Genomic DNA, 21,992 nt, shown 5'->3' with positions numbered 1-21,992 from the left:
TATGGATCGTGTGCTTTATGTGGCGATGAGCGGCGCTAAAAATATTATGTTAGCGCAGACCAGTAACAGTAATAATTTGGCCAATCTAAATACCACCGGTTTTAAGTCTGATATTGATTATTTTAAACAGCTGCCCGTTTACGGCCCAGGTCAGCCCAGCCGTGTTTATGCGGAAACGGAGCGAGCCGGTGCTGATTTTCAAGCTGGGGATCTTCAGTCCACAGGGCGGGCTTTGGATGTGGCCATTACGGGTAAAGGTTGGATGGCAGTGGAATCAGACCAAGGTGAAGAGGCCTACAGTCGCCGTGGTGATCTGCGTTTGGACAGCAATGGCTTGTTGCGTAACGGTTCTGGTGAATTGATATTGGGAGAGGGTGGGCCGATCAGTTTACCGCCCCACGACAATGTGCTGATTGCGGCGGATGGCAGTATCAGCATTCAACCTTTGGGGCAACCGGCAACCTCAATGGTGTTAATTGATCGGATTAAATTGGTGCAGCCCAATGAGGGTGAGCTGTATAAGGGCAATGATGCGCTGTTTCACCCAAGATCAGGGGAGTTGTTGGAGGCCGATGCCCGCGTGCGGTTGAGCAGTGGCACGTTGGAATCGAGTAATGTCAACGCCATTGAAGCGATGGTTAATTTAATCGAATATTCTCGTGCATTTGAGGCGCAGATTAAATTAATGAAAGCCGCTCAAGATAACGACGCTGCTTCGGCTCGCTTGTTGCGTATGGGCTAAAAGAGACTAAAAAAGGAGCACCTATGAACCCTGCACTTTGGGTGGCAAAAACAGGTTTGGATGCACAGCAGGCAAAAATGTCGGTGGTGTCGAATAACTTAGCTAATGTGAACACCACCGGCTTTAAACGCAGCCGAGCGGTATTTGAAGACCTGCTGTATCAAAATGTACGTCAAGCAGGGGGGCAGAGCTCGCAAGATACGCAACTGCCTTCAGGGTTGTCTATTGGCACCGGTGTACGTCTGGTAGCGACGGAAAAGCTGCATACTCAAGGTAATATTGTTCAGACCAATAATTCTTTTGATATGGCGATTAACGGTCGGGGGTTTTTTCAGATTGCGATGCCCGATGGCAATTTAGCTTACTCCCGTGATGGCAGTTTTAATTTGGACAACCAAGGTCAGATGGTGACCTCCAGCGGTTACGCTTTGCAACCCAATATAACCATTCCATCTGGGGCGCAGAGCATCACCATCGGTGACGACGGTACGGTGTCGGTGATGTTGCCAGGTAACAGTGATCCGATTCAAGTGGGTAACATTCAGTTGGCGGATTTTGTTAATCCCGTTGGTTTGCAATCCATTGGTGAAAATCTCTATTTGGAAACCGCAGCCAGTGGTGGAGCACAGACCGGCACACCGGGTTTTAATGGCATAGGTCGTTTAAACCAAGGCTCACTCGAAACGTCCAATGTGAATGTGGTGGAAGAGATGGTGAATTTGATTGAGACTCAGCGTGCTTATGAGATGAATTCAAAAGCCATTTCGGCAGCAGATGGCATGTTGAAGTTTTTGAATAATAATGTATAAATTTTACATTACCCTTATGGAGTGAGTCGATTATGTGGTTTTTAATTCGAAGCGCTTTTATTAGCGTCTTGATCTTGTCCATTGGTGCGTGTGCCAGCCATGAAAAAAAACGCTTTGCGGCTACTGAATTTGAAACCATTGATCGCACGCCAGAGAGTAAAAAAAATACACTGCTGAACGGTGCTATTTATCGACAAAACAGTTCGATTTCGCTCTTTAAAGATAATAAAGCCTATCAGGTGGGCGATATTTTAACCATTTTATTGAGTGAAAGAACCAACGCTTCAACTTTGGCTTCCACCAGCACCTCGAAGAACGATCAAATTGACATTGGCGTTGCTACTCTGTTTGGCGGTGCCGGTAACTATCGTGGTCTGCCGGTATTGGATGCGGGGGTGAAGGCCAAGAGAGGTTTTTCAGGCAACGGCGACAGCAGTCAGAGCAACAGCCTCAAAGGTGATATTACCGTTTCGGTAGTACAGATTTTAAACAATGGCAATTTGAGGGTGAGAGGGGAAAAGTTGATACGTATTAATCAAGGTTCTGAATCGGTGCGCTTTTCTGGAGTGCTGCGTCCGCAAGACGTCAGTGCTGACAACACCATCGCTTCGATAAAAGTGGCCAATGCCAAAATTTATTACGGCAGCGACGGCACCATTGGCGATGCTAACAGTCAAGGCTGGTTATCGCGTCTCATATCCAGTGAATATTGGTTTTTTTAGAGAATGATTATGCGTGTATTGAAGCGAGTGGGTTTGTTCGGTTTTATGTGTGTAGCGCTGCTGCCTTCGATCGGCTCAGCAGAACGGATTAAAGATCTGGCTTCCATTGCGGGCGTGCGCAGTAATCCATTGATTGGTTATGGCATTGTGGTGGGTTTGGATGGCTCGGGAGATCAAAGCAGCCAAGCGCCTTTTGCGCTGCAAAGTTTAAAGTCGATGTTAAGTCAGTACGGTGTCACCTTACCCTCGAATGTTAAAGCGCAGGTGAAAAACATTGCGGCGGTGATTGTGCATGCGGAGTTGCCCGCGTTTTCTAAGGTGGGGCAAAGCATTGATATTACCGTCTCATCTTTGGGTAACGCGAAAAGTTTGCGTGGCGGCAGTTTATTAATGACCGCTTTAAAAGGCGTTGACGGTAATATTTACGCCATTGCTCAAGGCAGTTTGGTGGTGGGGGGCTTTGGTGTCGAGGGCAAAGACGGCTCCAGTGTGACGTTGAACATTCCCAGTGTAGGCCGTATTCCTAATGGGGCGATGGTGGAACGCGAGGTGTTAACCGCTTTAAATCAAACTGATTACATTCAACTGCTGCTGCACTCACCTGATTTTACCACCGCCAAACATTTGACCGATACCTTAAACAGTACCTTGGGAGCCAAGACCGCCGTGGCGTTGGATGCGGCCAGCATTCGGGTTTCAGCGCCAAAAGAGAGCGGTCAGCGGGTGGGTTTTATCTCTTTTTTTAGAAAATTTAGAGGTGGTGCCTGGGGAAGCTGCGGCAAAAGTCATTATTAATTCCCGCACCGGAACCATTGTGATTGGCAGCCACGTCACCGTTTCTCCGGCAGCGGTGACCCACGGCGGCATGACGGTCAGCATTACTTCCAACCCCATTGTCAGCCAGCCTGGTGCGTTGTCTCAAGGTGAAACGGTGGTGGTGCCTAAAGAGGATATTGAAGTGACTCAAGAGAACAATCGCATGTTTTTGTTTGATTCTGGGGTGACCTTGAGTGAAATTGTGAAAGCGGTTAATCAGGTCGGGGCGGCTCCAGGTGATTTGGTGGCGATTTTAGAAGCCTTAAAACAGGTGGGTGCGTTGAAGGCGCAATTGATTGTGATTTAAGGAGTGTATTGTGAGTCTGAATGGTGACTTTTATTTTGATAACCGTTCTTTGAGCAGTTTGAAATACCAAGCGAGAGCGGCAGGCGGTCAACAGGAAACCTTAAAAAAAGTCTCACAGCAGTTTGAAGCTTTTTTTATCAAGATCATGTTAAAAAGTATGCGCGATGCCAGTGTTAGCAGTGGCGAAGGTCTTTTTGACAGTCAAGCGACTCAGTTTTACCAACAGATGTTCGATGATCAATTGTCGGTAACAATGGCCTCGCGGGGCAGTTTTGGTATCTCAAATTTGCTGCAACAGCAGCTCTCTACCACTCCCGAAACAGAGGCTAAAGAGTCTAAAAGGCTTTTTTCTGTGCCTGAAAGAGGTCATTTCCAAGCTGAAAAAACAGCGCCTCAGGCACAGCCCATAACAACACGGCCAATGGCTGAAATGGCTGAGTTGAAGCGGCCTTTTTCCGCAGAGTCACCGGCGGAATTTGTCGCTTCTCTTCGACCTTACGCCGTTGCCGCTGCGAAAAAAATAGGCATTGATGCCAATGTTTTGATTGCCCAAGCGGCTTTGGAAACCGGTTGGGGGCAGAAGATTCCAAAAAAGGCCTCAGGTCAGAGCAGCTTTAATCTGTTTGGTATCAAAGCCGATCAGCGTTGGCAGGGTGAACGGGTGGTGATAAACACCGTTGAGTTTAAACGGGATCGTTTTGTCACTGAAAAGGCTGCGTTTCGTGCGTATGGCTCGGTGAAAGAGTCCATTGATGATTACATTCAGTTCGTCAAAAGACAGCCGCGTTACAAAATGGCGTTGGCTAACAGCAACGATGCAGAACGTTACTTGCATGAGCTAAAAAAAGCTGGATATGCCACTGACCCTGAATACGATCATAAAATAATTCGTATTATGCGCGGACGTTTTATTGCAGCAGATTCGATGCAGACGAAAAGTTAATACCTATAAAATGAAAAAGGTGGGACTGTAATGAGTGATTTATTATCAATAGGCTTGTCGGGTGTGCTGGCCAACCAAAGCGCATTGGCAACGGCGGGACATAACATTGCCAATGTGAGTACGGCCGGTTACAGCCGTCAGAGTGTTGAATTACAGGCCGCTGTGAGTGGCAAAAATACCGGCTCAGGGGTTTTTGGAGGTGATGCACAGAGAGTGTATGAAGGGTTTTGGAGCAGTCAATTACAGCAGTCCGGTTCTGAGAGCAGCCGTTTGCAGACCTTTAACGATATGGCGCGTACGATTGATGACATTTTGGCTGATCCTCAAGGGGGTATGACGCCCGCGTTGCAAAACTTTTTTTCGGCGTTGCAAGATGTGGCCAGTGACCCTGGTGCCAGTTCGACACGTATTGCTTTATTGAGTGAATCTGAGGCGTTGAGCAGCCGTTTTCAAAGTTTGGATCGTCAGTTTAACGACCAAGGCCAATACCTTAATGGTCGTGTGTCTGAATTGGTAAATGAAATTAACGGTTTGGCAGAAGGCATTCAGGGTTTGAATGGAAAATTAATGGGCAGCGCAGAGGGTGCTTCACCAGATTTGTTGGATCAACGGGATCACCTCCTGACCCTGTTGGCCGATAAAGTGGCGGTAAAAACCTCAAATAACGGCGATGGCACAGTGAACGTGTTTATTGGTAATGGTCAGACTTTGGTCAGTGGTGTGGAAAGTTTTAAATTAACCACGAAACCGTCGGCAGAGGATGCCAGAGAGCTGGTGGTGGTTTATGAGGGCGTTGGTGGCAGCAGTGACATCAGCAGTCAAATTCGGGGCGGGGAGATGGGTGGTTTGATGGATTTTCGCAATGAAGTGTTGTCGGTGGCGAAAAACCATTTAGGCCGTGTTGCCGTTGGTATCGAGCAGAGTGTAAATCAACTGCACCGTCAAGGTATGGATCTGCAAGGCAATTTGGGCGGTGATTTTTTTAGCACAGCACAACCAAGCGCCCTTGCGAATAGAAACAATCAGGGCAACGCCAACGTTGCGGTGCAAATCAGTGATGTGAGTCAGCTTACGACGCAAAATTATCAGCTCTCTTACGATGGGGCAGCCTGGTCACTGGCAAGTGACAATGGCGCATCGCAAGTGAGTGGTGTTGGGCCTGATCTGGTTTTGAATGGCGTGACAGTTTCGATTGTGAATAACGCCGCAGTGGCCGGTGATCGTTTTCAAATTAACCCATTGGAACAGGCCGCCTCCTCACTGACAACGGTGCTAAAAAACGGCAATGAGATTGCGGCGGCTTCACCGCTAAAAACCTCAGCAGAGATTAATAATGGCGGCACTGCACGTCTGTCGGGTTTGAGCATTAATGATGTGGGTAATGCGGCTCTTTTGGCTCCGGTGACTTTGGTTTTTGATGCTCCTCCGACCCGTTATTCTCTGTTGGATGGCACTACGGGAGCGGTGTTGGTCGCAGCGCAGGCGTACAGTGGTAATGATAATGTTAATTTAAACGGCTGGCAGGTTAATCTACAGGGGCAAGCCAACGCTGGAGATCGTTTTAATATTGGCAGCAATGTTGGGGGTACGGCAGACAATCGCGCCATGTTGTCCATTTCGGCCTTGCAGTCTCAAGGTGTTTTAAATCAAGGGGCAAGCAGTTTTCAAGAAGCGTACAGCGAATTGGTGGTTAATGTGGGGTCGGTTACTCGTAAGTCGGCGATGAATCGTGATGCTCAACAAGCGTTGTTTGATCAAGTGACGGCTCGTAGAGAATCGGTGGCGGGGGTTAATTTGGATGAAGAGGCGGCTAATTTGGTGCGTTATCAAAAAGCCTATCAAGCGGCAGCACAAGTGATTTCGACATCACAAAGTCTGTTTCAAACTCTGTTAAATGCGGTTCGATAGGAGAAAAAAATGCGCGTCTCTACCTCGCAGTTGTTTCAGCACAGTTTACGTTCAATGCAAGCACAACAGACCAAATTGGCGGATATTCAACATCAAATAGCCAGTGGACAGAAAAATTTACGTCCGTCTGATAATCCAGCTGATGCGGCTCGAAGTTTGAATTTGCAGCAGGTTGTGGATCAGACTCAGCAATATCAGAGCAACATTAATCAGGCACAAGGGCGTTTGGAGCTGGAAGATACGGTGTTAACAGATGTTACCTCGTTGCTGCAACGGGTGAAAGATTTGGCGTTGCAAGCGAATAATGGCTCACTGTCATCGGCGGAGATGAGCGCTGTTTCTCAGGAGGTGGTGGAGCGTAAAGAGGAGCTGTTGTCGCTGGTGAATACGCGAGATGCTAACGGCGATTTTCTTTTTTCTGGTTTTAAAGGCCGGACACAGGCGTTTGCGAAAAGCGGCAGTGGTGATCTTGCTGGGGTCTCTTTTCAAGGCGATCAAGGCATCAGAGAGATTCAGGTCAGCCCCTCTCGGCGAGTAAAAGATGCGGATTCGGGCAGTGATCTGTTTTTGAATGTGGACTCTCCCGCTGGAGTGGCGGTAACGGCGGGTCTGAATAATGGCGGTACGCTGGCAGCCAGTACGGCTTTTGTTACGGATGTGAGTTTGCAAACTCAAAATCGCTATCAGATTACGTTCAATACGCCCACTCAATTTGATCTTGTGGATACAACCACGGCAACCACGGTATTGGTAAACAGCACCTATGTTGCTGGGCAGGCGATTGAATTTGATGGTTTGAAAGTGGTGTTGCACGGTGCGGCTCAAGTAGGTGATCAATTGATTTTGGAGCCGTCTGTTAAGCAGGATGTGTTTACCAGCATGAATAAGTTTATTGATGCGTTGGCGGCCAGTTCGTCGGTCTCTAACAGCAATACACGTTTGTCTGGGGTGTTGGCAGAGAGCATCGCTGAATTTGATGCGACAATCTCAAAAAGCATTGAGTTTCAGACCCAAGTGGGGGGGCGTTTAAGCTCATTGGATTCACAAAGCATTGAGAACGATGCTTACTTGATTCAACTTAAAACATCGCTGTCAAAAATTCATGATCTTGATTATACCGCTGCTATTTCTCAGCTAACTCAAGAGAGCATGGTGTTGCAAGCATCGCAAGCGGCTTTTATGAAAGTAGAGAAAATATCTCTGTTTGATTTTCTAAGATAAAAACTTTCAACAATCTTCATGACCTCTCTTCTTTTTTATAAAGATTCTTAGATATAAACCGATAGCATAAAAGAATGTAGTGTGATTCTTTTTTAGGAGAAGTAGAGATGGCTCAAACAATTAATACCAATGTTGCATCATTGAATGCACAGCGTAATTTGAATAAATCACAGTCCATGATGACAACCGCAATTCAGCGTTTGTCATCGGGTCTGCGCATTAACAGTGCAAAAGATGATGCGGCAGGGATGGCAATCAGTACTCGGATGACCACCCAAATTGGTGGTTTGACTGTTGCGATGAGAAATGCCAATGACGGAATATCCATTGCGCAAACCGCTGAGGGTGCAATGGATGAAATGAGTAATATTTTAAATCGAATGCACGACCTTTCAGTTCAGGGCGCGAGTTATAATAACAGCAATGATCGTGATTCAATGAACCATGAAGTGACGCAGCTGAAAGATGAGTTGAGTCGTATTACGAGTCAAACACGTTATAACGGTCAGCAGCTTTTGACCGGTGGTTTTAGCGCCAATATTCAAGTGGGCGCAAAAACCGGTGAAACCATCAGTGTGGATGTCTCCAATCTCTCTCCTACTGGGATGGGTGTGGCGTCTAATTACGCCGATGTCTCTTCCTTGAGTTCAATGGCACTGGCTGATCGAATGCGCAATCAGTTTCAAGGTGCAGTAGCGTCCACCGATACCATTAACGGTGTGGCGGTAGGCTCAACCATTGCGACCAATACCAACTCCATTGCTAAAATTAATGCCATTAACAGTCAATCTTCGGCGCACGGTGTGGATGCGTTCGGTTATGGTAATGCAGCCATCAGCAGTTTGGATGTAACCGATGCCAATTTGGTCGCTGCTACCGGTGCGGTGGTGGCCACGGGGGAAGTGAGTGTTAACGGTATCAGCATTGACGGTGCTACAGGGTTGACGGATTTAGTTGCTAATATTAATGCAAAATCAGGTCAGCATGGCGTTACAGCCATGATTGATACGGGTTTGGCGGCAGATCAAAGTCGTTTGGTGTTGTACAACACCTCTGGATCAGCGGTAGAGATGAACGTCAACGGTGTCAATGCGGCAGCGGTGACGGGGTTTGCAGCCGGTACGACTTCGGTGGATGCCGGTGCTAATGGTTTAATGGTGCTTAATCAAGACCTTAACGCAACGGCGGTTAATTTCAGTACCGGTGTTGCTTCAGAGGCGATGACTGGGGTGGCGAATGTTTTGGCGACTCCGGTTACTTATAATTTAACCAACGCTTCGGTCAGTGGTATGACCGTTAACAGTGCGGCTGAATCCAGTCTGGCGATGTTGGCTTACGAAAAAGCGATTGACAGTGTGAATACAGACCGTTCTGTGTTGGGTGCAAAAATGAACCGCTTTGAATCACTGATTCGTAATTTGGATAACGTCAAAGAGAACATCTCTTCTGCTCGCTCTCGTATTCAGGATACGGATTTTGCGATGGAGACCGCCAATATGAGTAAGGCAAAGATCTTGCAACAAGCGGGTATGGCGATGGTGTCACAGGCGAATTCAGCCCCGCAGTCTGTGATGGCGTTGTTGCGTTAAGCGCAGGATAAACATTGGCCTAGAATTCGTTTTCTAGGCCTGGTTTTTTTGATGATGGTTATTTACGGGGTAACTTGGTCATTTTATGAATAGGTATTCGTTATGTTAAGTTCGGCAGGTGTGGGTTCAGGCTTGGATGTGCCAACCATTATTGGTCAGTTGATGAATGTGGAGCGGCAACCACTGGTAAAGTTGCAAAATCGTCAAGGTAATATTCAATCTAAAATAAGTTCGTTTGGCATGTTAAAAAGTATGATGTCAAATTTTAATTCTACTTTAGAAAAATTTTCTGATGTCAGTAAGATTAAATCTCACTCGGTAAACAGTTCAGATAAAACAGTGCTTACGGCTTCGATTAGCGGCACTCCTTCGGTTTCAAAATACAGTATTGATGTGTTATCCCTTGCTCAATCCCATAAAATTGCATCGCCACTTTATGCCAGTGCGACTGATCCTGTGGGTGAAGGGCGGCTTTCTGTCAGCATTGGAACCAGTACCTTTGATTTTGATTTGGTTGCCGGTTCTAACTCACTAGAAGACCTGCGTGACCGTTTGAACGATACGTTGTTGGCTGAGGGAGTGCGCGCTAACATTGTTAATGTGGATGGTGGCAGTCGTTTGATGATCTCTACCCAAAACACAGGGGTGGATAATGCGATAAAAATAACGGTGAGTGGTGATGCTGATGGCAATGATACGGACACCAATGGACTGTCACAATTGGTGTTTGATCCATTAGGGGCTCAAAATATGACGGAGATTTCAGCAGCACTGGATGCCGAAGTAAAAGTGGATGGTTTTTTAGTTACGTCAGGTTCCAATACACTGACAGATACCATTCCGGATGTCAGCTTTGATTTAAAAAGCATTGGTACGTCGGTATTAACGGTGAATTCAGATGATTCTGCTTTTAAAAACTCCATTGCTGATGTGGTTTCTTCTTATAATAATTTACAAAATGTCATGGTGGGTTTGAAATCAGACGGTTTGAAGGGGGAAGGCATGCTTTCTTCTATTGAGCAAAAATTAAGAAATTCATTTTCATCTTTGGGTTCGTCAGCCAATGGTATGAACGCATATAAGCTGGGCATTGAATTTGATCGTTATGGCAAGATGTCATTCGATGGTTCAAAATTTAATGACCTTTCTGTGGTGGATAAAAAGAACGCATTGGATTTTTTTTCCGATCCCCGTGAAGGCTTGGCAACCAAGATAACAGACGCGATGGATCTCTATGTCCGCTCAGAAGGGTTTATTGATTCGGTGACGACGGGGCTGGGTAATCAAATTAAATATATGGATACCAGCATTGAAAGTATGCAACGTCGTTTGGTGAATCGTGAAATCACCTTGAGTAAACAGTTTACTGCTTTGGATACGCTGATTGCGGGTATGGAAGCCACAAGTGGGTTCCTGACTCAGCAGTTAGAAAGTTTGCAAGCCAGTGATAATGCATGATGATGAATGCCTTAAAGGAGGTGTGATGCTTGGATCAGCGGCACAAATGTATAAGTCGGTCGGTTTGTACGGTGAAATTGAGGAAGCTAGCCCACATAAGTTGATTTCGATGCTGTTTGACGGGGTGTTGCAGCGGATTGCAACGGCTAAGAAAGAGTTAGAAGTAAAGCACTTTGCGGAAAAGGGGCTGCTTTTAGGTCAAGCCATTACCATTGTGGCCAGCTTGAAGTCGTATTTGGATATGGATAAAGGCGGAGAACTTTCTCAGCATCTTGAGGCGTTGTACGACTACATTGAAAGACGATTGTTGAGCGCAAGTTTGGCCAACGATGTGGCTATTTTGGATGAGGTCACGGGGTTGCTACTGGAGATCAAGGGGGCTTGGGATCAAATTGCTTGAGTGTAATGTAGAGGGTCAGGCTGACAGTGATCTTGTGCAGCACATTGCCTCTTTGAGCCAAGAGGTCAGTGACCTGATTGAAAAACAGTCATGGCAAGAGCTTATCGTGCGAGATGAAGAGTTGTTGCGCCTAATCCAGCGAGTCTTTGATGGCTCTTTACATCAGGACTTGCAAACAGAGCAGATAGAGTCTTTGCAAGCGTGTTTAGGCGTGTTGCTGTCTGGTATCGAAAGAGCTAAGGCAGAACGAAGTCATGTGACGAAGCAATTTTCAAAATCAAAACAAGCGCGTTCCGCAGCAGCGGCGTACGACAGGTGTAAAAAATAATTTCTATCCCATCCCTTCTCTTAAGAATTCAATCATCTTTTCTTATTAAGATGGCGCGTTTGGCCTGAAAATTGATTGAGTTTAAATATCTATGTTGTATTTCCTAGGATTTGTGTTTCTTAGGAGATTCGTTAATAATGTCTGTCATTCGAGCCTTTGTAAGGCTCTCCCGTATGTGAACCAAGCTTCATTTATCGAAGGAATGGGTACTTTATGTCTGAAAAAAATGCGTCAATCCCAAGCAAGATATTGATTTTAGACGAAAATTTAGATCGATCTGCTGCGTTAGCAACGGTGTTAACCTTTTTAGACTACGAGCCGAAAGTGATTTCTGATGCCACATTAGTCAAAGATATGGCGCTGGGTGAGGATTATTTGGCGGTGTTTGTTGCTTATGATGAATTCTCATTGCAGGAATTGGAACCAGTGAGTGCTGACAAAAGCTGCCCCCCCTTTATTCTGTTAGCAGAAGAGGGTGAGATGGAGCGGCGACGAGAAAAACTGGGGAAACGTTATTTAACTCAGGCCAAACACGGTTTGAAATACGAAGCCTTAAATGACTTGTTGCATCGAGCTGAACTGTTTTGTCGCAAAGAGCAGCAGCCATTGGACGATGAAAAGCGATCAAAAGAGCGTTCTTTGGAGCTGTTCCGCAGCATGGTGGGCAACAGTCGTGGCATTGTTGCGGTGCGTAAAATGATCGAACAGGTGGCGGACACCGAAGCCACGGTGATGATTTTGGGCGCGTCGGGTACCGGTAAAGAGGTGGCAGCGCGCAACATCCATTACCTGTCTTCTCGGCGCAGTGGTCCTTTTGTACCGATCAACTGTGGCGCGATTCCCGCAGAGCTGCTGGAAAGCGAGCTGTTTGGCCATGAAAAAGGCGCGTTCACGGGAGCCATCAGCACTCGTCAAGGGCGGTTTGAAATGGCCGAAGGCGGCACTCTGTTTTTGGATGAGATTGGGGATATGCCGCTCAATATGCAGGTAAAACTGTTACGGGTGTTGCAAGAGCGTTGTTTTGAGCGGGTGGGCAGCAATAAAAGCATCAAAACCAATGTGCGCATTGTGACTGCGACTCACCGTAATTTAAGTGAGCTGATTGCAGCGGGTCATTTTCGGGAAGACCTCTATTATCGTTTGAACGTTTTCCCCATTGATATGCCCAGTTTGGCCGAACGCATTGATGATCTGCCGCTGTTGATTCAGGAGTTGATTGCGCGAATGGAGCATGAGTTCCATAGCTCAGTGCGTTTGACACCGGCAGCAGTGACGGCCTTATGTCACTACTCGTGGCCTGGTAATGTGCGTGAATTGGCCAATTTAATGGAGCGTATGGCCATTTTGCACCCTTACGGTGTGGTGGATGTGCGTGATTTGCCCGAAAAATACGTACCGGATGATTTGGATATAGAAAGCCTGCCAGTGTTGCCTGACATTCAGCCTGCTTCACACATGGCAGAACAGGTTCAGGTTATGGTTGAGAGTCAGGCGGTGCGCTTGCCGAGCAGTGGCATGGATCTGAAAAAGCACATGGCGAAAATTGAAGTAGATCTGATTCAGCAAGCTTTGGAGGATTCAATGGGTGTGGTTGCTCATGCCGCCAAGCTGCTAACCGTGCGGCGCACCACACTGGTCGAGCGGATGCGAAAATACGGCATCAGCCGTCGAGAGGAAGCGTCATAAAGCGGTTGTTTGCTCACCTAGTCTAAGTAAGCTACTGTTACATAAGTATATTTTTTATTGGCACTGATTCTGCTTTATATCGATTGTGTTTAACGGTCGATGAGCGTTGTTGTCTTCTCCTCCTGTTATCACCTTAACGACCCTTTAACTTTTTTCTAGAGGGTTTTCTTCGCTGTTATTTGATATTTTTCGAGGTTACTCATGTCTGAAATTAATCCAATACAGAGCATTAATCTGAATTTGAATTCCAACAGTGAGCTGTCCGCAAAACAAGCTACTGGCATCGATTTTTATAAGCTGGTGCAAGAGCAGATTGGCCAAGTAAACCATTTGCAGAAAGAGTCTGGCTCGTTAGCGGATAAATTTGAGCGTGGTATTGAGGGGGTGGAATTGGCTGAAGTGATGGTGGCGGGACAAAAATCGACGGTGGCGTTTCAGGCACTGTTGCAAGTCCGAAATAAAGCCCTATCGGCTTATCAAGACATTATGAACATGCCGGTCTGAGTGTTGTTATAGATGCCTGCCTTAGATCAAGCGGTGGTTCTTGAGGGTGCGACGGCTCTTGCTGGCAATCATGGTTCAGCAGATAAAGGTTTTGTTGCGACGGTTGAGCGTGTTTCAGAATCGGTGGCGATTAAAAAAGTCGGTTTATTGATCGCGCTTGCTCTGGCGATTGCCATCGGGGTGGTGGTGGCTTTATGGACTGTTGAGCCGCGTTATCAGGCGCTGTTTACCCAATTGGCCGATGCGGATACCTCGGCCATTATGCAGTCGTTGCAAAGCAGCCAAATAGAGTATCGGGTTGATCCAGCAACGGGTAATCTTTTGGTGCCAACGGCTAAAATTAGAGAGATTAAACTTAATTTAGCTACTCAAGGTTTACCGCAAGGAAAAGCCAATGGTCTGGAGATGTTGCAAAAAGACCAAAGTTTGAGCACCAGTCAATTTATTGAATCAGCACGTTACAAACACGCTTTGGAAATTGAGTTGGCTCGTTCTGTTTCATCCTTGCTGGGGGTGGAAAGTGCGCGAGTGCATTTGGCCATCAACAAACAATCGGTGTTTGTTAGAAAAAAAATTAAACCAACGGCTTCGGTATTAGTAAAGCTGTATCAGGGGCGTTCGCTGGAGTCCTCACAAGTGAGTGCCATTGTGCATCTGGTGGCATCCAGTATTGCTTATTTGGAACCGTCGCAGGTTACGGTGATTGATCAATATGGCACGTTGTTAACCAACAACGGCGGCAACAGCGACCTCTCTTTAACGGGCAAACAGTTTGATTACAGCAAAAAAGTCGAGGACTCTTTTGCACAACGGATTCTGGGTATTTTGGAACCGATGGTGGGTTTGGGGCGTGTACGCGCTCAAGTGAGCGTGGCGGTTGATTTTTCCAGCAGTGAGAGCAGTAAAGAGCAATTTGATCCGAAACAGCGGGCGCTGCGCAGTGAGCAGGTGTCTGATCAGCGTAATGGGGCAAACCAGCCAATGGGCATTCCTGGGGCGTTGAGTAATCAGCCCCCCGGAGAGGGAAGCACTGATAAAAAGGCGTTTGATGAAGTGCAAGGCGAGGGTACTCAGACTCACAGTGCGACGCGTAATTTTGAAGTGGATAAACAGATCAGTCGTACTCGTCACGCTTCTGGCACATTGACCCGTTTAACCGCTGCGGTCATTATTGATGAGCCCACTCTACTGGACAAAGAGGGCAATCGTCAGCCTTCAAGCTACGATCAGGCGCAGTTGGATAAATTTACCGCTCTGGTTAAAGAGGCGATTGGTTTTAGCAAAGAGCGTGGTGACAGCGTTTTGGTGGTGAGCTCTGCCTTCCATAAAGAGGAGATTGCAGTCATTCCAGAATTGCCTATTTGGCAAGAGGTGTGGTTGCAAGAGTTGATTAAACAGGTTTTATCTGGACTCTTTCTGTTAATCGTGATGTTGTTAATCGTGCGGCCACTGATTAAAGCGGTTTCTCACAGTCAGAAGTTAGCTGAGTTAAAGCAGAAGCAGCAACTCACCGCGCAGAAAAATCAAGTAGAGGCACGAGAGCAAGCCAAATCTGAGGGCATTGAAGGAGAGTTGACCGAGGGTGAGGTGATACTCAGTGGCGATGAAAAATTGACGGCTCTGTTGACGGATAAATCTCAAGAAGGGTATGAGAAAAAAATAGAGTATGCACGGGAATTGGTGGCAGAAGATCCTAAAAAAGTAGCCAATATGGTTAAAGGGTGGTTGGAGGTTGATGAAAGCTGAAGAGGGTGAAGGCTTAAGCGGTGCAGAACGTTCGGCGGTTCTGCTGATGATTTTAGGTGAGGGTGAGGCCTCGGCGGTATTAACTCACATGAACCCAAAAGAGGTGCAGAGTATTGGTTCGTGTATGAGTGCAATGAGCAACATTACTCGCGATAAAGTAGAGAAGGTTTTAGATGAATTTTTAACAGATTTGAAAAATCAGACCGCTCTAGGCATCGGTTCAAATGATTATGTGAGAAACGTGTTAACCAAAGCTTTGGGTGAGGATAAAGCCGGTAACGTCATTGATCGCATTATGTTGGGTGGTAATAGCCAAGGTTTGGAAGCCTTAAAATGGATGGAGCCGCGAGAAGTGGCGGAAGTGATTCGTCTGGAGCACCCGCAAATCATTGCTATCGTGCTCTCTTATCTTGACAGTGATCAATCGGCACAGGTGCTTAAGTGGCTGCCGGAGAGAACGCGTCCGGATGTGTTGATGAGAATTGCCACGTTGGATGGCATTCCCCCTTCGGCTTTAAAAGAGCTGGATATTATTTTTGAAAAATACCTCTCCACCGAAGGTACGATGAAATCAGCCAATGTGGGTGGAATTAAATCCGCTGCTGAGATATTAAACTTGGTTGATTCCTCATTGGAGTCAGAGATCATTGAATCTGTAAAAGAGTTGGATCAAGAGTTGGGCGATGACATTGAAGATTTGATGTTTGTCTTTGAAAATTTAATTGATGTGGACAGCAGCGCTATTCAAGCCTTGATGCGCGACATCAGTACCGATGTGTTGGTCAGTGCTTTAAAGGGCGCGGATGAAAATTTACGGGATAAATTCTTGAGTAATATGTCAAAACGCGCCTCGACCTTGCTGTTGGAAGACATGGAAGCCAAAGGGCCGATGAAATTGAGTGATGTGGAGGCGGCGCAAAAAGAAATTTTGGGTATTGCGCGGCAAAAAGAGCAAAACGGTGAGATTGTTTTGAGTGCGGGAGATGAATTTGTTTAGCGAGAGGGCGTTCTAACGTGGTGCTTAATCAAAGTTATGCCAAAAAAAATCGGCCGCCTCAGGCTTGGAATCTGCCCAATGTTAATGGGGTGGTGATTGAAGATTTTGAACAAGGAGAGCCAGCAGTACCAGCGCCGAGAAAAACGCCTATTGGAGAAGAGCAAGAGGTCACGCTGGAGCCGTGCCATGATCGGCGTGTTTTGCCGAGTGTGGAGCAGATTGCGAGCATCGAACGTCAAGCGCACGAAGAGGGTTATAAAAAAGGTTATGCGGAGGGTTTGAGTCAGGCAAAAGCCAGCGCGCAGGAAAAAATAGTCGCCTTTGAACGCCTGCTGCATAAGATGAACGCCCCGTTTGATGAGCTGGCTGAGCAGGCGGAAGAAGAGCTGCTGTTGTTGGTGCTGACCTTGGCCAAACAGTTGGTGCGCCGCGAGATTAAAACAGCGCCAGGGGAGGTGATTGCGGTGTTGCGGGAGTCCATTGCTTTGCTGCCCTCTTCCAGCGCTGAAATACGCATCCATTTGCACCCCGATGATGCTCTTTTGGTGCGAGAACTGCTCTCGGTGAGCGAGGACGGCAATCAAAACTGGCATCTCTATGAAGACCCTATGCTGACTCGGGGTGGCTGTAAGATTTTTACTGAAACCTCAAAAATTGATGCCACCTTGGAGGCGCGTCTGACCGCGCTTTCAGCGTCATTGTTGGGCGGTGTGAGAGAAGCCGATGGTCGATGAATCGGTTTTAGCCGATGGTTATCGCTGGCCATTGCGGATAAAAGCCATTCGGACTCATTTAGCGCCGCTGCCGACCTTGCCAGTGGAGGGGATATTAACCCGCATGGTGGGTTTGACCTTGGAGGCGGTGGGCTGTCATGCCCCCATCGGTGCTCGGTGTCAGGTTGTGGCTCCTGGTGGCGTGACGATTGAAGCGGAGGTGGTGGGCTTTAGTGGCGACAAACTGTTTTTAATGCCCACCACCTCATTGCAAGGTTTGGTACCCAATGCGCGCGTGATTCCCTATCAGGGGGTGTATAAAATTGCCGTTGGTGAATCGCTTTTAGGGCGGGTGTTGGACGGTCACGGCCAGCCTCTGGATCTGAAAGGCAGCATCAAAGCAGAGGCGTTTGTTTCGCTGGATGCCAAGGCCATTAACCCCTTAAGTCGTGAACCGATTCGGGATGTATTGGATGTGGGCGTGCGAGCGATCAACAGCCTGATCAGCGTTGGCAGAGGTCAGCGTTTGGGGTTGTTTGCAGGCAGCGGGGTGGGTAAAAGTGTTTTGCTTGGCATGATGACTCGGCATACCAGCGCCGATGTGGTGGTGGTGGGGTTGATCGGTGAACGAGGGCGCGAGGTAAAAGAGTTTGTCCAAGAGATTTTAGGCGACGAAGGGATGAAAAAAGCCGTGGTGGTGGCGGCTCCAGCGGACACGTCGCCTTTGATGCGCATTCACGGTTCGCTGTTGGCCAACAGCATTGCGGAATATTTTCGTGATCAAGGCAAAAACGTGCTGTTGTTGATGGATTCGTTGACCCGTTTTGCCCAAGCGCAGCGTGAAATCGCCCTCTCCATTGGTGAACCTCCAGCCACCAAAGGTTATCCGCCGTCGGTGTTTGCCAAACTGCCGCAGTTGGTGGAGCGCGCCGGTAACGGCGGTGATCAAGGCGGTTCGATTACCGCGTTTTATACCGTGCTGGTGGAGGGCGATGATCAAAATGACCCCATTGCCGATTCGGCGCGCGCCATTTTGGATGGTCACATTGTGTTGGCAAGGAGGCTGGCCGAGCAGGCGCATTTTCCTGCCATTGACATTGAGGCTTCTATTAGCCGTTGTATGACAGCGATTACCGATCAAGATCATCAGCAGAGCGCGCAGCGGTTTCGGAAAATGTACTCAAAATACCTGCAAAATGAAGATTTAATCAATGTGGGGGCTTATCAAAAAGGCAGCGATCCGAGCATTGATGAAGCGATTGAACAGCATCCAAGGTTGATGGCTTTTTTGGCGCAAAATATGTCAGAAAAAGTAACCTTGGTCGAGTCTTTGGCGGAGTTAAAACAAGCCCTGCCGGAGGCACAATAACGGAGTGACGTGTGCAGGCTCCTAAATGGATGTTATGCCTTGACAAGGCTTTCGTGCTACTTAATTGTGAGGCTTAGCTGAACGTTCCTCATTATTTCCCTTGGTTGCAGAAATTAGCCCCCACTTTTTTGAGTCACCTCTCCAGGGGAGGGGAATTGTTTGCATGTTTTTTCACTCAGGGTGCAATATTAGGTTTTAATAGATTATTTTGATTTTACTGATAATGGCCAATGGCCGTATTTTTTATGGTAATATTGTTCTATTTGATGTATATGTTTCTGCTTACAGAAGAGGTGGTTGGCCTTTAAGAATTGGCTATTTATTACAGAGGCGGAGTGGGTGCTGTGGGTCGTCCATTCAGAAATATTTTTATAAAACGCCAATTATTGCAGTCGTTACAGAAAAAAATATGAGGAAGCAACATGCCTGAAATAGCAAGATTTTACGGAATAGTCATAAAGTTATTTTTTGGAGATCATCCGCCACCACATTTTCATGCGGTTTATGGTGAGTATGTTGGCTTGTTCAGCATAAACACCCTTGAAATGATAGAAGGAGATTTACCAAAAAGAGCCAAAAAACTGGTTGTTGAGTGGGCTACCATTAACAAGCATGAATTGAAACAGATGTGGGATAGTCAGGAATTCCACAAACTACAACCATTGAATTAAAAATGACATATCCAAAAATAAAATCGGTAAAAGCTATTGATGATCATACCTTGATCGTTGAGTTTAATAATAATCATAAAAGAAAATATGATATAACTCCATTGCTGGCTAAAGAGATGTTTTCTCCATTAAAAAATCAAGCTTTATTCAAGGCGGTTCAAGTAGAGCAGGGTGGTTATGCCGTAGCTTGGAATAACAGTATTGATATTAGTGAGTATGAGCTATGGAGTCATGGGCAAGAAATTTCATAACAAGGTGTTACACGCGGACAAAATGAAGCTAATGGAGTGACGTGTGCAGGCATCAAAGCGTATTCAGGGCATTCAGTCGATTTATATACAGAAAGAAAAGCAGGCCGAATGTGCGTTGGCAGAAGCCAAAAACGCGCTGTTTCAACAACAAACCCAGTTACAACAATTATTGGATTATCGTGATGAATACGTCACCCAACGACCTACGGATTGTTCGGTAAACCAGTTTCAGTCGTACCAAGGTTTTGTGGCTAAAATCAGCCAAACCGTTGAGATTCAACAGCAGGTGATTGTTGATTTTGAATTAAAATATCAGCAGCAGTTGTTGTTGTGGCGAGCAGCTCATCAAAAACAGAGTGTGATTGACACCTATCAACAGAATTTAGTGGCGGGTGAGAGGCAACAGGCGGATAAAAAAGAGCAGAAGGAGTTGGATGATTTGGCCGGTCGTCAATTCCCGCGTAGGCGGGAATAGGCGTGTAGGGCATCAATCCCAGCTTTTGGCTCCGCGTAGGCTGCTGATAAAGATCCAGACGCGCCAGAAGATGAAAAAGGGCGAGAGCAGAAAGGTGGCAAAGACCAAAACCGGCACTTTTTCCAATAGGCTGGCGATAAAGTAATAACTCAAAAAGGCCACGGTGAGCAGAATAAAGCCGTGCGTTAGGCAGTTTTCGTTGCCGAGGAAAAACCAAGCGGCCAGCGTCGAGAGCATAATCAGGCCGAGCTGAATGGCGTAGGAGGGCATTATATAATCCATCATCAGATCAAAGGCAATCGGGCTTTTATCCGTGCGGGCTTTGTCGAATAACACTCGGGTGGCGTTTTTGGTCAGCTCGCTTTTGCCTCCTGCCCAGCGTTTGCGCTGCGCCGCAGCGGCTTTGGGTGAGTCGGGAATGACGCTGTTGACTTCAGCTCGATGCGCCCATCGAACCCGCTGGTCTTTGAGCACCAACTGCAACACCATCTCTTGATCTTCCACCAAAGTACCCGCTTGCCAGTTGAGCTGCTTGATCAACGAGGGACGAAAGGCCATGCCGTGGCCACGCAAACGACAGGTGAGACCGGCTTGGCTGCGCGCCAGCTCTTTAAAACGATTGGTGACGGCAAAATTAACGTGATTGAGTTTGGTAAAGAGGCTGGCGTAGCGATTGTGAATGCCGGTGTTGCCTTGTACCACCTCGGCACCGTTGGCTAAGGCTTTGGCCATTTCATTAAAAAATTCGCGGTCAATAAGGTTGTCTGCATCAAAAATCAGCACCACGTCTTTCTCTTCATCCAGATCGGGGATCAGCTTATTCATCGCCTCAGCAATGGAGGCGGATTTGCCTCGCGCCCCTTGCTGACGGTCAATGACCTCAAAGCCTTGCCCACGAATGACCTCGACGGTGGCGTCGTCGCAGTGGTCGGCAATAAATTGAGTTTGGATTAATTCTTTGGGGTAGTTGGCGTTTTTGATCGACTGCATCAGGCCATCAAGGCTGTGCTCTTCGTTGTGGGCGGCGATTAACAGTTTAAAACGGTAGGCGGGGGGTTCACTGCTTGTGGGGCGAACTTTGATCCCCCAAAAGGCGAGCAACAGCAGATAGAGGAAAAAGCCGCCGAGCAGAAAAAACAGCAGCAGCAGCGGGTAAGCGGCAATGGGCATAAGAGATCCTTTAATTAAGCGCCAATCAGTTCGCGGTAGTGTTGGGTTACCAGTTCCAAACGGCGCTGGAAGGTGAAGTTCTGTTTGATCTGGCGGCGGCCTTTTTTGCCCAGTTGTTGGCGTAGTTCGCTGCTTTCGATCAGTTTTTTGAGTTTGCGGGCAAACTTTTTCTGATCACGGGTGTTGATAATGATCCCGCCCTGTTCACCTTCCACCACATCGGGAACACCGCCCACGGCGACGGAGACTACGGGGATTTCGTTTAACATCGCTTCCAGTAGGGCGTTGGGCAGCCCTTCACGATGAGAGCAAATGGCCTCGATGTCCATCGCGTCGTAGGCGCTTTGCATGTCGTCCACATGACCGGCAAAAATCACGTTGTCAGCGATGCCCAGTTTCTGCACCTGCCGCTCTAAGGCATCTCGTTGCAAACCATCACCGATGATCAAAAATTTGGCTTGCGGCTGCTCTTTGACCACCAGAGCGGCGACTTCTAGGTAAAAATCGTGGGCTTTTTCAATGCTGAGTCGCCCCACAATGCCGATGCTGATGTCGCCTTCTTTAAGGCCAAATTTTTTGCGGGCGTGCTGTTTGTCTTCTGCGCTGGAGCGGGGCGCTTTGGGGTCGTAGATGATGCCGTTGTAAAGAATGTGCAATTTGTTGTGCGGCACGCCTTTTTTGATTGCAATGTCTCGATACTGACGCGAGACGGCAAACACACGGTCGTAAAAACGCCAAATAAAGGCCTGCATTTTTTCATACAGGCGCACTTTAAAATCTTCAGAGGTCCAGCCGTGAATGGTGGTGACGGTTTTGGTGGGCAGTTTGCGCGCCGCCAAATGGCAGTAGAGGTCGGATTTGTAACCGTGGCTGTGAACCAGATCGCAGCCGGTCTCTTTAAAGGTCTTTTTCAGCTTCGCGACCACGCCGTTATCAAAGCGTTTTTTGCTGATAATGCAGCGATAAGGGACACCGGCTGCCTCGGCTTTGGCGCGAATGGGAATGTCGTCGGTGTCCCAGAAGTTGATGATCTGGCAATCCCAGCCTTCTTTGATCAGAGCGCGGCATTCGTTGATGGTGGTTTTTTCAGGGCCAAAGACATCGTTGGCACTGATGACGTGAATCAGTTTTAGCGGGGTTGGCATGGTTGGCGGTAGCCTCTTATTT

Annotated in this window: 21 protein-coding genes and 1 pseudogene; 20 read left to right on the top strand and 2 right to left on the bottom strand. The window is 47.4% G+C overall.

From position 1 onward, the window contains the following. Window position 1 precedes the first annotated feature (1 nt). The 20 genes and pseudogenes from flgF (at window position 2) to fliJ (ending at window position 19,655) form a co-directional block, all read left to right on the top strand. A complete protein-coding gene (gene flgF / locus Q9O24_09940; GenBank protein ID MDQ7075449.1) occupies window positions 2-742 on the top strand; it encodes a flagellar basal-body rod protein FlgF in 741 nt (246 codons plus the stop codon). Window positions 743-765: 23 nt separating this feature from the next. Further along, complete coding sequence (gene flgG / locus Q9O24_09935; GenBank protein MDQ7075448.1) at window positions 766-1,551, top strand: flagellar basal-body rod protein FlgG; 786 nt, start codon at window positions 766-768, stop codon at window positions 1,549-1,551. A 32-nt stretch (window positions 1,552-1,583) separates the two neighbouring features. Further along, window positions 1,584-2,273, top strand: a complete 690-nt coding sequence (locus Q9O24_09930) for a flagellar basal body L-ring protein FlgH (GenBank protein ID MDQ7075447.1) — start codon at window positions 1,584-1,586, stop codon at window positions 2,271-2,273. Between the two features lie 45 nt (window positions 2,274-2,318). Further along, window positions 2,319-3,396, top strand: a pseudogene (locus Q9O24_09925) (flagellar basal body P-ring protein FlgI). 10 nt (window positions 3,397-3,406) lie between these two features. Then, the gene (gene flgJ, locus Q9O24_09920) at window positions 3,407-4,339 is read left to right on the top strand and encodes a flagellar assembly peptidoglycan hydrolase FlgJ (GenBank protein MDQ7075446.1); all 933 of its coding nucleotides are present in this window, start codon (window positions 3,407-3,409) and stop codon (window positions 4,337-4,339) included. Window positions 4,340-4,369: 30 nt separating this feature from the next. After that, complete coding sequence (flgK, locus tag Q9O24_09915) at window positions 4,370-6,247, top strand: flagellar hook-associated protein FlgK (GenBank protein MDQ7075445.1); 1,878 nt, start codon at window positions 4,370-4,372, stop codon at window positions 6,245-6,247. Between the two features lie 9 nt (window positions 6,248-6,256). Continuing rightward, on the top strand, window positions 6,257-7,468 hold the full coding sequence (gene flgL / locus Q9O24_09910; GenBank protein ID MDQ7075444.1) for a flagellar hook-associated protein FlgL: 1,212 nt from the start codon (window positions 6,257-6,259) through the stop codon (window positions 7,466-7,468). A gap of 107 nt (window positions 7,469-7,575) precedes the next feature. Further along, entirely contained in the window at window positions 7,576-9,057 is a 1,482-nt protein-coding gene (locus Q9O24_09905; protein ID MDQ7075443.1) for a flagellin, read from the top strand. Window positions 9,058-9,159: 102 nt separating this feature from the next. Then, a complete protein-coding gene (fliD, locus tag Q9O24_09900) occupies window positions 9,160-10,515 on the top strand; it encodes a flagellar filament capping protein FliD (GenBank protein MDQ7075442.1) in 1,356 nt (451 codons plus the stop codon). A 25-nt stretch (window positions 10,516-10,540) separates the two neighbouring features. Next, the gene (gene fliS / locus Q9O24_09895) at window positions 10,541-10,915 is read left to right on the top strand and encodes a flagellar export chaperone FliS (GenBank protein MDQ7075441.1); all 375 of its coding nucleotides are present in this window, start codon (window positions 10,541-10,543) and stop codon (window positions 10,913-10,915) included. Continuing rightward, on the top strand, window positions 10,908-11,243 hold the full coding sequence (locus Q9O24_09890; GenBank protein ID MDQ7075440.1) for a hypothetical protein: 336 nt from the start codon (window positions 10,908-10,910) through the stop codon (window positions 11,241-11,243). Before fliS ends, Q9O24_09890 begins: the two co-directional genes overlap by 8 nt. A 213-nt stretch (window positions 11,244-11,456) precedes the next feature. Then, window positions 11,457-12,929: a sigma-54-dependent Fis family transcriptional regulator gene (locus Q9O24_09885; GenBank protein MDQ7075439.1), complete on the top strand. Its 1,473-nt coding sequence runs from the start codon at window positions 11,457-11,459 to the stop codon at window positions 12,927-12,929. Between the two features lie 201 nt (window positions 12,930-13,130). Then, window positions 13,131-13,433 (top strand): flagellar hook-basal body complex protein FliE, encoded by a 303-nt coding sequence (gene fliE, locus Q9O24_09880; protein ID MDQ7075438.1) that lies wholly within the window; start codon window positions 13,131-13,133, stop codon window positions 13,431-13,433. A gap of 12 nt (window positions 13,434-13,445) precedes the next feature. Continuing rightward, complete coding sequence (fliF, locus tag Q9O24_09875) at window positions 13,446-15,179, top strand: flagellar basal-body MS-ring/collar protein FliF (GenBank protein ID MDQ7075437.1); 1,734 nt, start codon at window positions 13,446-13,448, stop codon at window positions 15,177-15,179. Beyond that, window positions 15,169-16,176, top strand: coding sequence for a flagellar motor switch protein FliG (gene fliG / locus Q9O24_09870; GenBank protein ID MDQ7075436.1), 1,008 nt, complete (start codon window positions 15,169-15,171; stop codon window positions 16,174-16,176). The genes fliF and fliG overlap by 11 nt, the downstream gene beginning before the upstream one ends. Before the next feature lie 17 nt (window positions 16,177-16,193). Next, window positions 16,194-16,910, top strand: a complete 717-nt coding sequence (locus Q9O24_09865) for a FliH/SctL family protein (GenBank protein ID MDQ7075435.1) — start codon at window positions 16,194-16,196, stop codon at window positions 16,908-16,910. Then, complete coding sequence (gene fliI, locus Q9O24_09860; GenBank protein MDQ7075434.1) at window positions 16,900-18,258, top strand: flagellar protein export ATPase FliI; 1,359 nt, start codon at window positions 16,900-16,902, stop codon at window positions 18,256-18,258. Before Q9O24_09865 ends, fliI begins: the two co-directional genes overlap by 11 nt. A gap of 422 nt (window positions 18,259-18,680) precedes the next feature. After that, window positions 18,681-18,929 (top strand): DUF4160 domain-containing protein, encoded by a 249-nt coding sequence (locus Q9O24_09855; GenBank protein MDQ7075433.1) that lies wholly within the window; start codon window positions 18,681-18,683, stop codon window positions 18,927-18,929. Window positions 18,930-18,931: 2 nt separating this feature from the next. Then, window positions 18,932-19,180, top strand: a complete 249-nt coding sequence (locus Q9O24_09850; GenBank protein ID MDQ7075432.1) for a DUF2442 domain-containing protein — start codon at window positions 18,932-18,934, stop codon at window positions 19,178-19,180. Window positions 19,181-19,223: 43 nt separating this feature from the next. Beyond that, window positions 19,224-19,655 (top strand): flagellar export protein FliJ, encoded by a 432-nt coding sequence (gene fliJ, locus Q9O24_09845; protein ID MDQ7075431.1) that lies wholly within the window; start codon window positions 19,224-19,226, stop codon window positions 19,653-19,655. Window positions 19,656-19,667: 12 nt separating this feature from the next. On the opposite strand, the gene Q9O24_09840 is transcribed toward fliJ, so the two are convergent. Then, a complete protein-coding gene (locus tag Q9O24_09840) occupies window positions 19,668-20,825 on the bottom strand; it encodes a glycosyltransferase family 2 protein (GenBank protein ID MDQ7075430.1) in 1,158 nt (385 codons plus the stop codon). Window positions 20,826-20,839: 14 nt separating this feature from the next. After that, on the bottom strand, window positions 20,840-21,970 hold the full coding sequence (locus Q9O24_09835) for a glycosyltransferase (protein ID MDQ7075429.1): 1,131 nt from the start codon (window positions 21,968-21,970) through the stop codon (window positions 20,840-20,842). Window positions 21,971-21,992: the final 22 nt, after the last annotated feature.

The organism is Gammaproteobacteria bacterium (assembly GCA_030949385.1).
GTDB lineage: Bacteria > Pseudomonadota > Gammaproteobacteria > JAUZRS01 > JAUZRS01 > JAUZRS01.
This window is presented reverse-complemented; position numbering and strand designations above follow the sequence as displayed.

Bases quoted from the DNA above. Each gene is read 5' to 3' on its own strand.
- Q9O24_09855 (MDQ7075433.1), top strand. From the start codon at position 18,681: ATGCCTGAAATAGCAAGATTTTACGGAATAGTCATAAAGTTATTTTTT.
- fliF (MDQ7075437.1), top strand. From the start codon at position 13,446: ATGCCTGCCTTAGATCAAGCGGTGGTTCTTGAGGGTGCGACGGCTCTT.
- fliD (MDQ7075442.1), top strand. From the start codon at position 9,160: ATGTTAAGTTCGGCAGGTGTGGGTTCAGGCTTGGATGTGCCAACCATT.
- flgK (MDQ7075445.1), top strand. From the start codon at position 4,370: ATGAGTGATTTATTATCAATAGGCTTGTCGGGTGTGCTGGCCAACCAA.
- fliG (MDQ7075436.1), top strand. From the start codon at position 15,169: ATGAAAGCTGAAGAGGGTGAAGGCTTAAGCGGTGCAGAACGTTCGGCG.
- Q9O24_09840 (MDQ7075430.1), bottom strand. From the start codon at position 20,825: ATGCCCATTGCCGCTTACCCGCTGCTGCTGCTGTTTTTTCTGCTCGGC.
- Q9O24_09850 (MDQ7075432.1), top strand. From the start codon at position 18,932: ATGACATATCCAAAAATAAAATCGGTAAAAGCTATTGATGATCATACC.
- fliI (MDQ7075434.1), top strand. From the start codon at position 16,900: ATGGTCGATGAATCGGTTTTAGCCGATGGTTATCGCTGGCCATTGCGG.
- Q9O24_09930 (MDQ7075447.1), top strand. From the start codon at position 1,584: ATGTGGTTTTTAATTCGAAGCGCTTTTATTAGCGTCTTGATCTTGTCC.
- Q9O24_09885 (MDQ7075439.1), top strand. From the start codon at position 11,457: ATGTCTGAAAAAAATGCGTCAATCCCAAGCAAGATATTGATTTTAGAC.
- flgF (MDQ7075449.1), top strand. From the start codon at position 2: ATGGATCGTGTGCTTTATGTGGCGATGAGCGGCGCTAAAAATATTATG.
- Q9O24_09905 (MDQ7075443.1), top strand. From the start codon at position 7,576: ATGGCTCAAACAATTAATACCAATGTTGCATCATTGAATGCACAGCGT.
- fliS (MDQ7075441.1), top strand. From the start codon at position 10,541: ATGCTTGGATCAGCGGCACAAATGTATAAGTCGGTCGGTTTGTACGGT.
- Q9O24_09835 (MDQ7075429.1), bottom strand. From the start codon at position 21,970: ATGCCAACCCCGCTAAAACTGATTCACGTCATCAGTGCCAACGATGTC.
- fliE (MDQ7075438.1), top strand. From the start codon at position 13,131: ATGTCTGAAATTAATCCAATACAGAGCATTAATCTGAATTTGAATTCC.
- flgL (MDQ7075444.1), top strand. From the start codon at position 6,257: ATGCGCGTCTCTACCTCGCAGTTGTTTCAGCACAGTTTACGTTCAATG.
- flgG (MDQ7075448.1), top strand. From the start codon at position 766: ATGAACCCTGCACTTTGGGTGGCAAAAACAGGTTTGGATGCACAGCAG.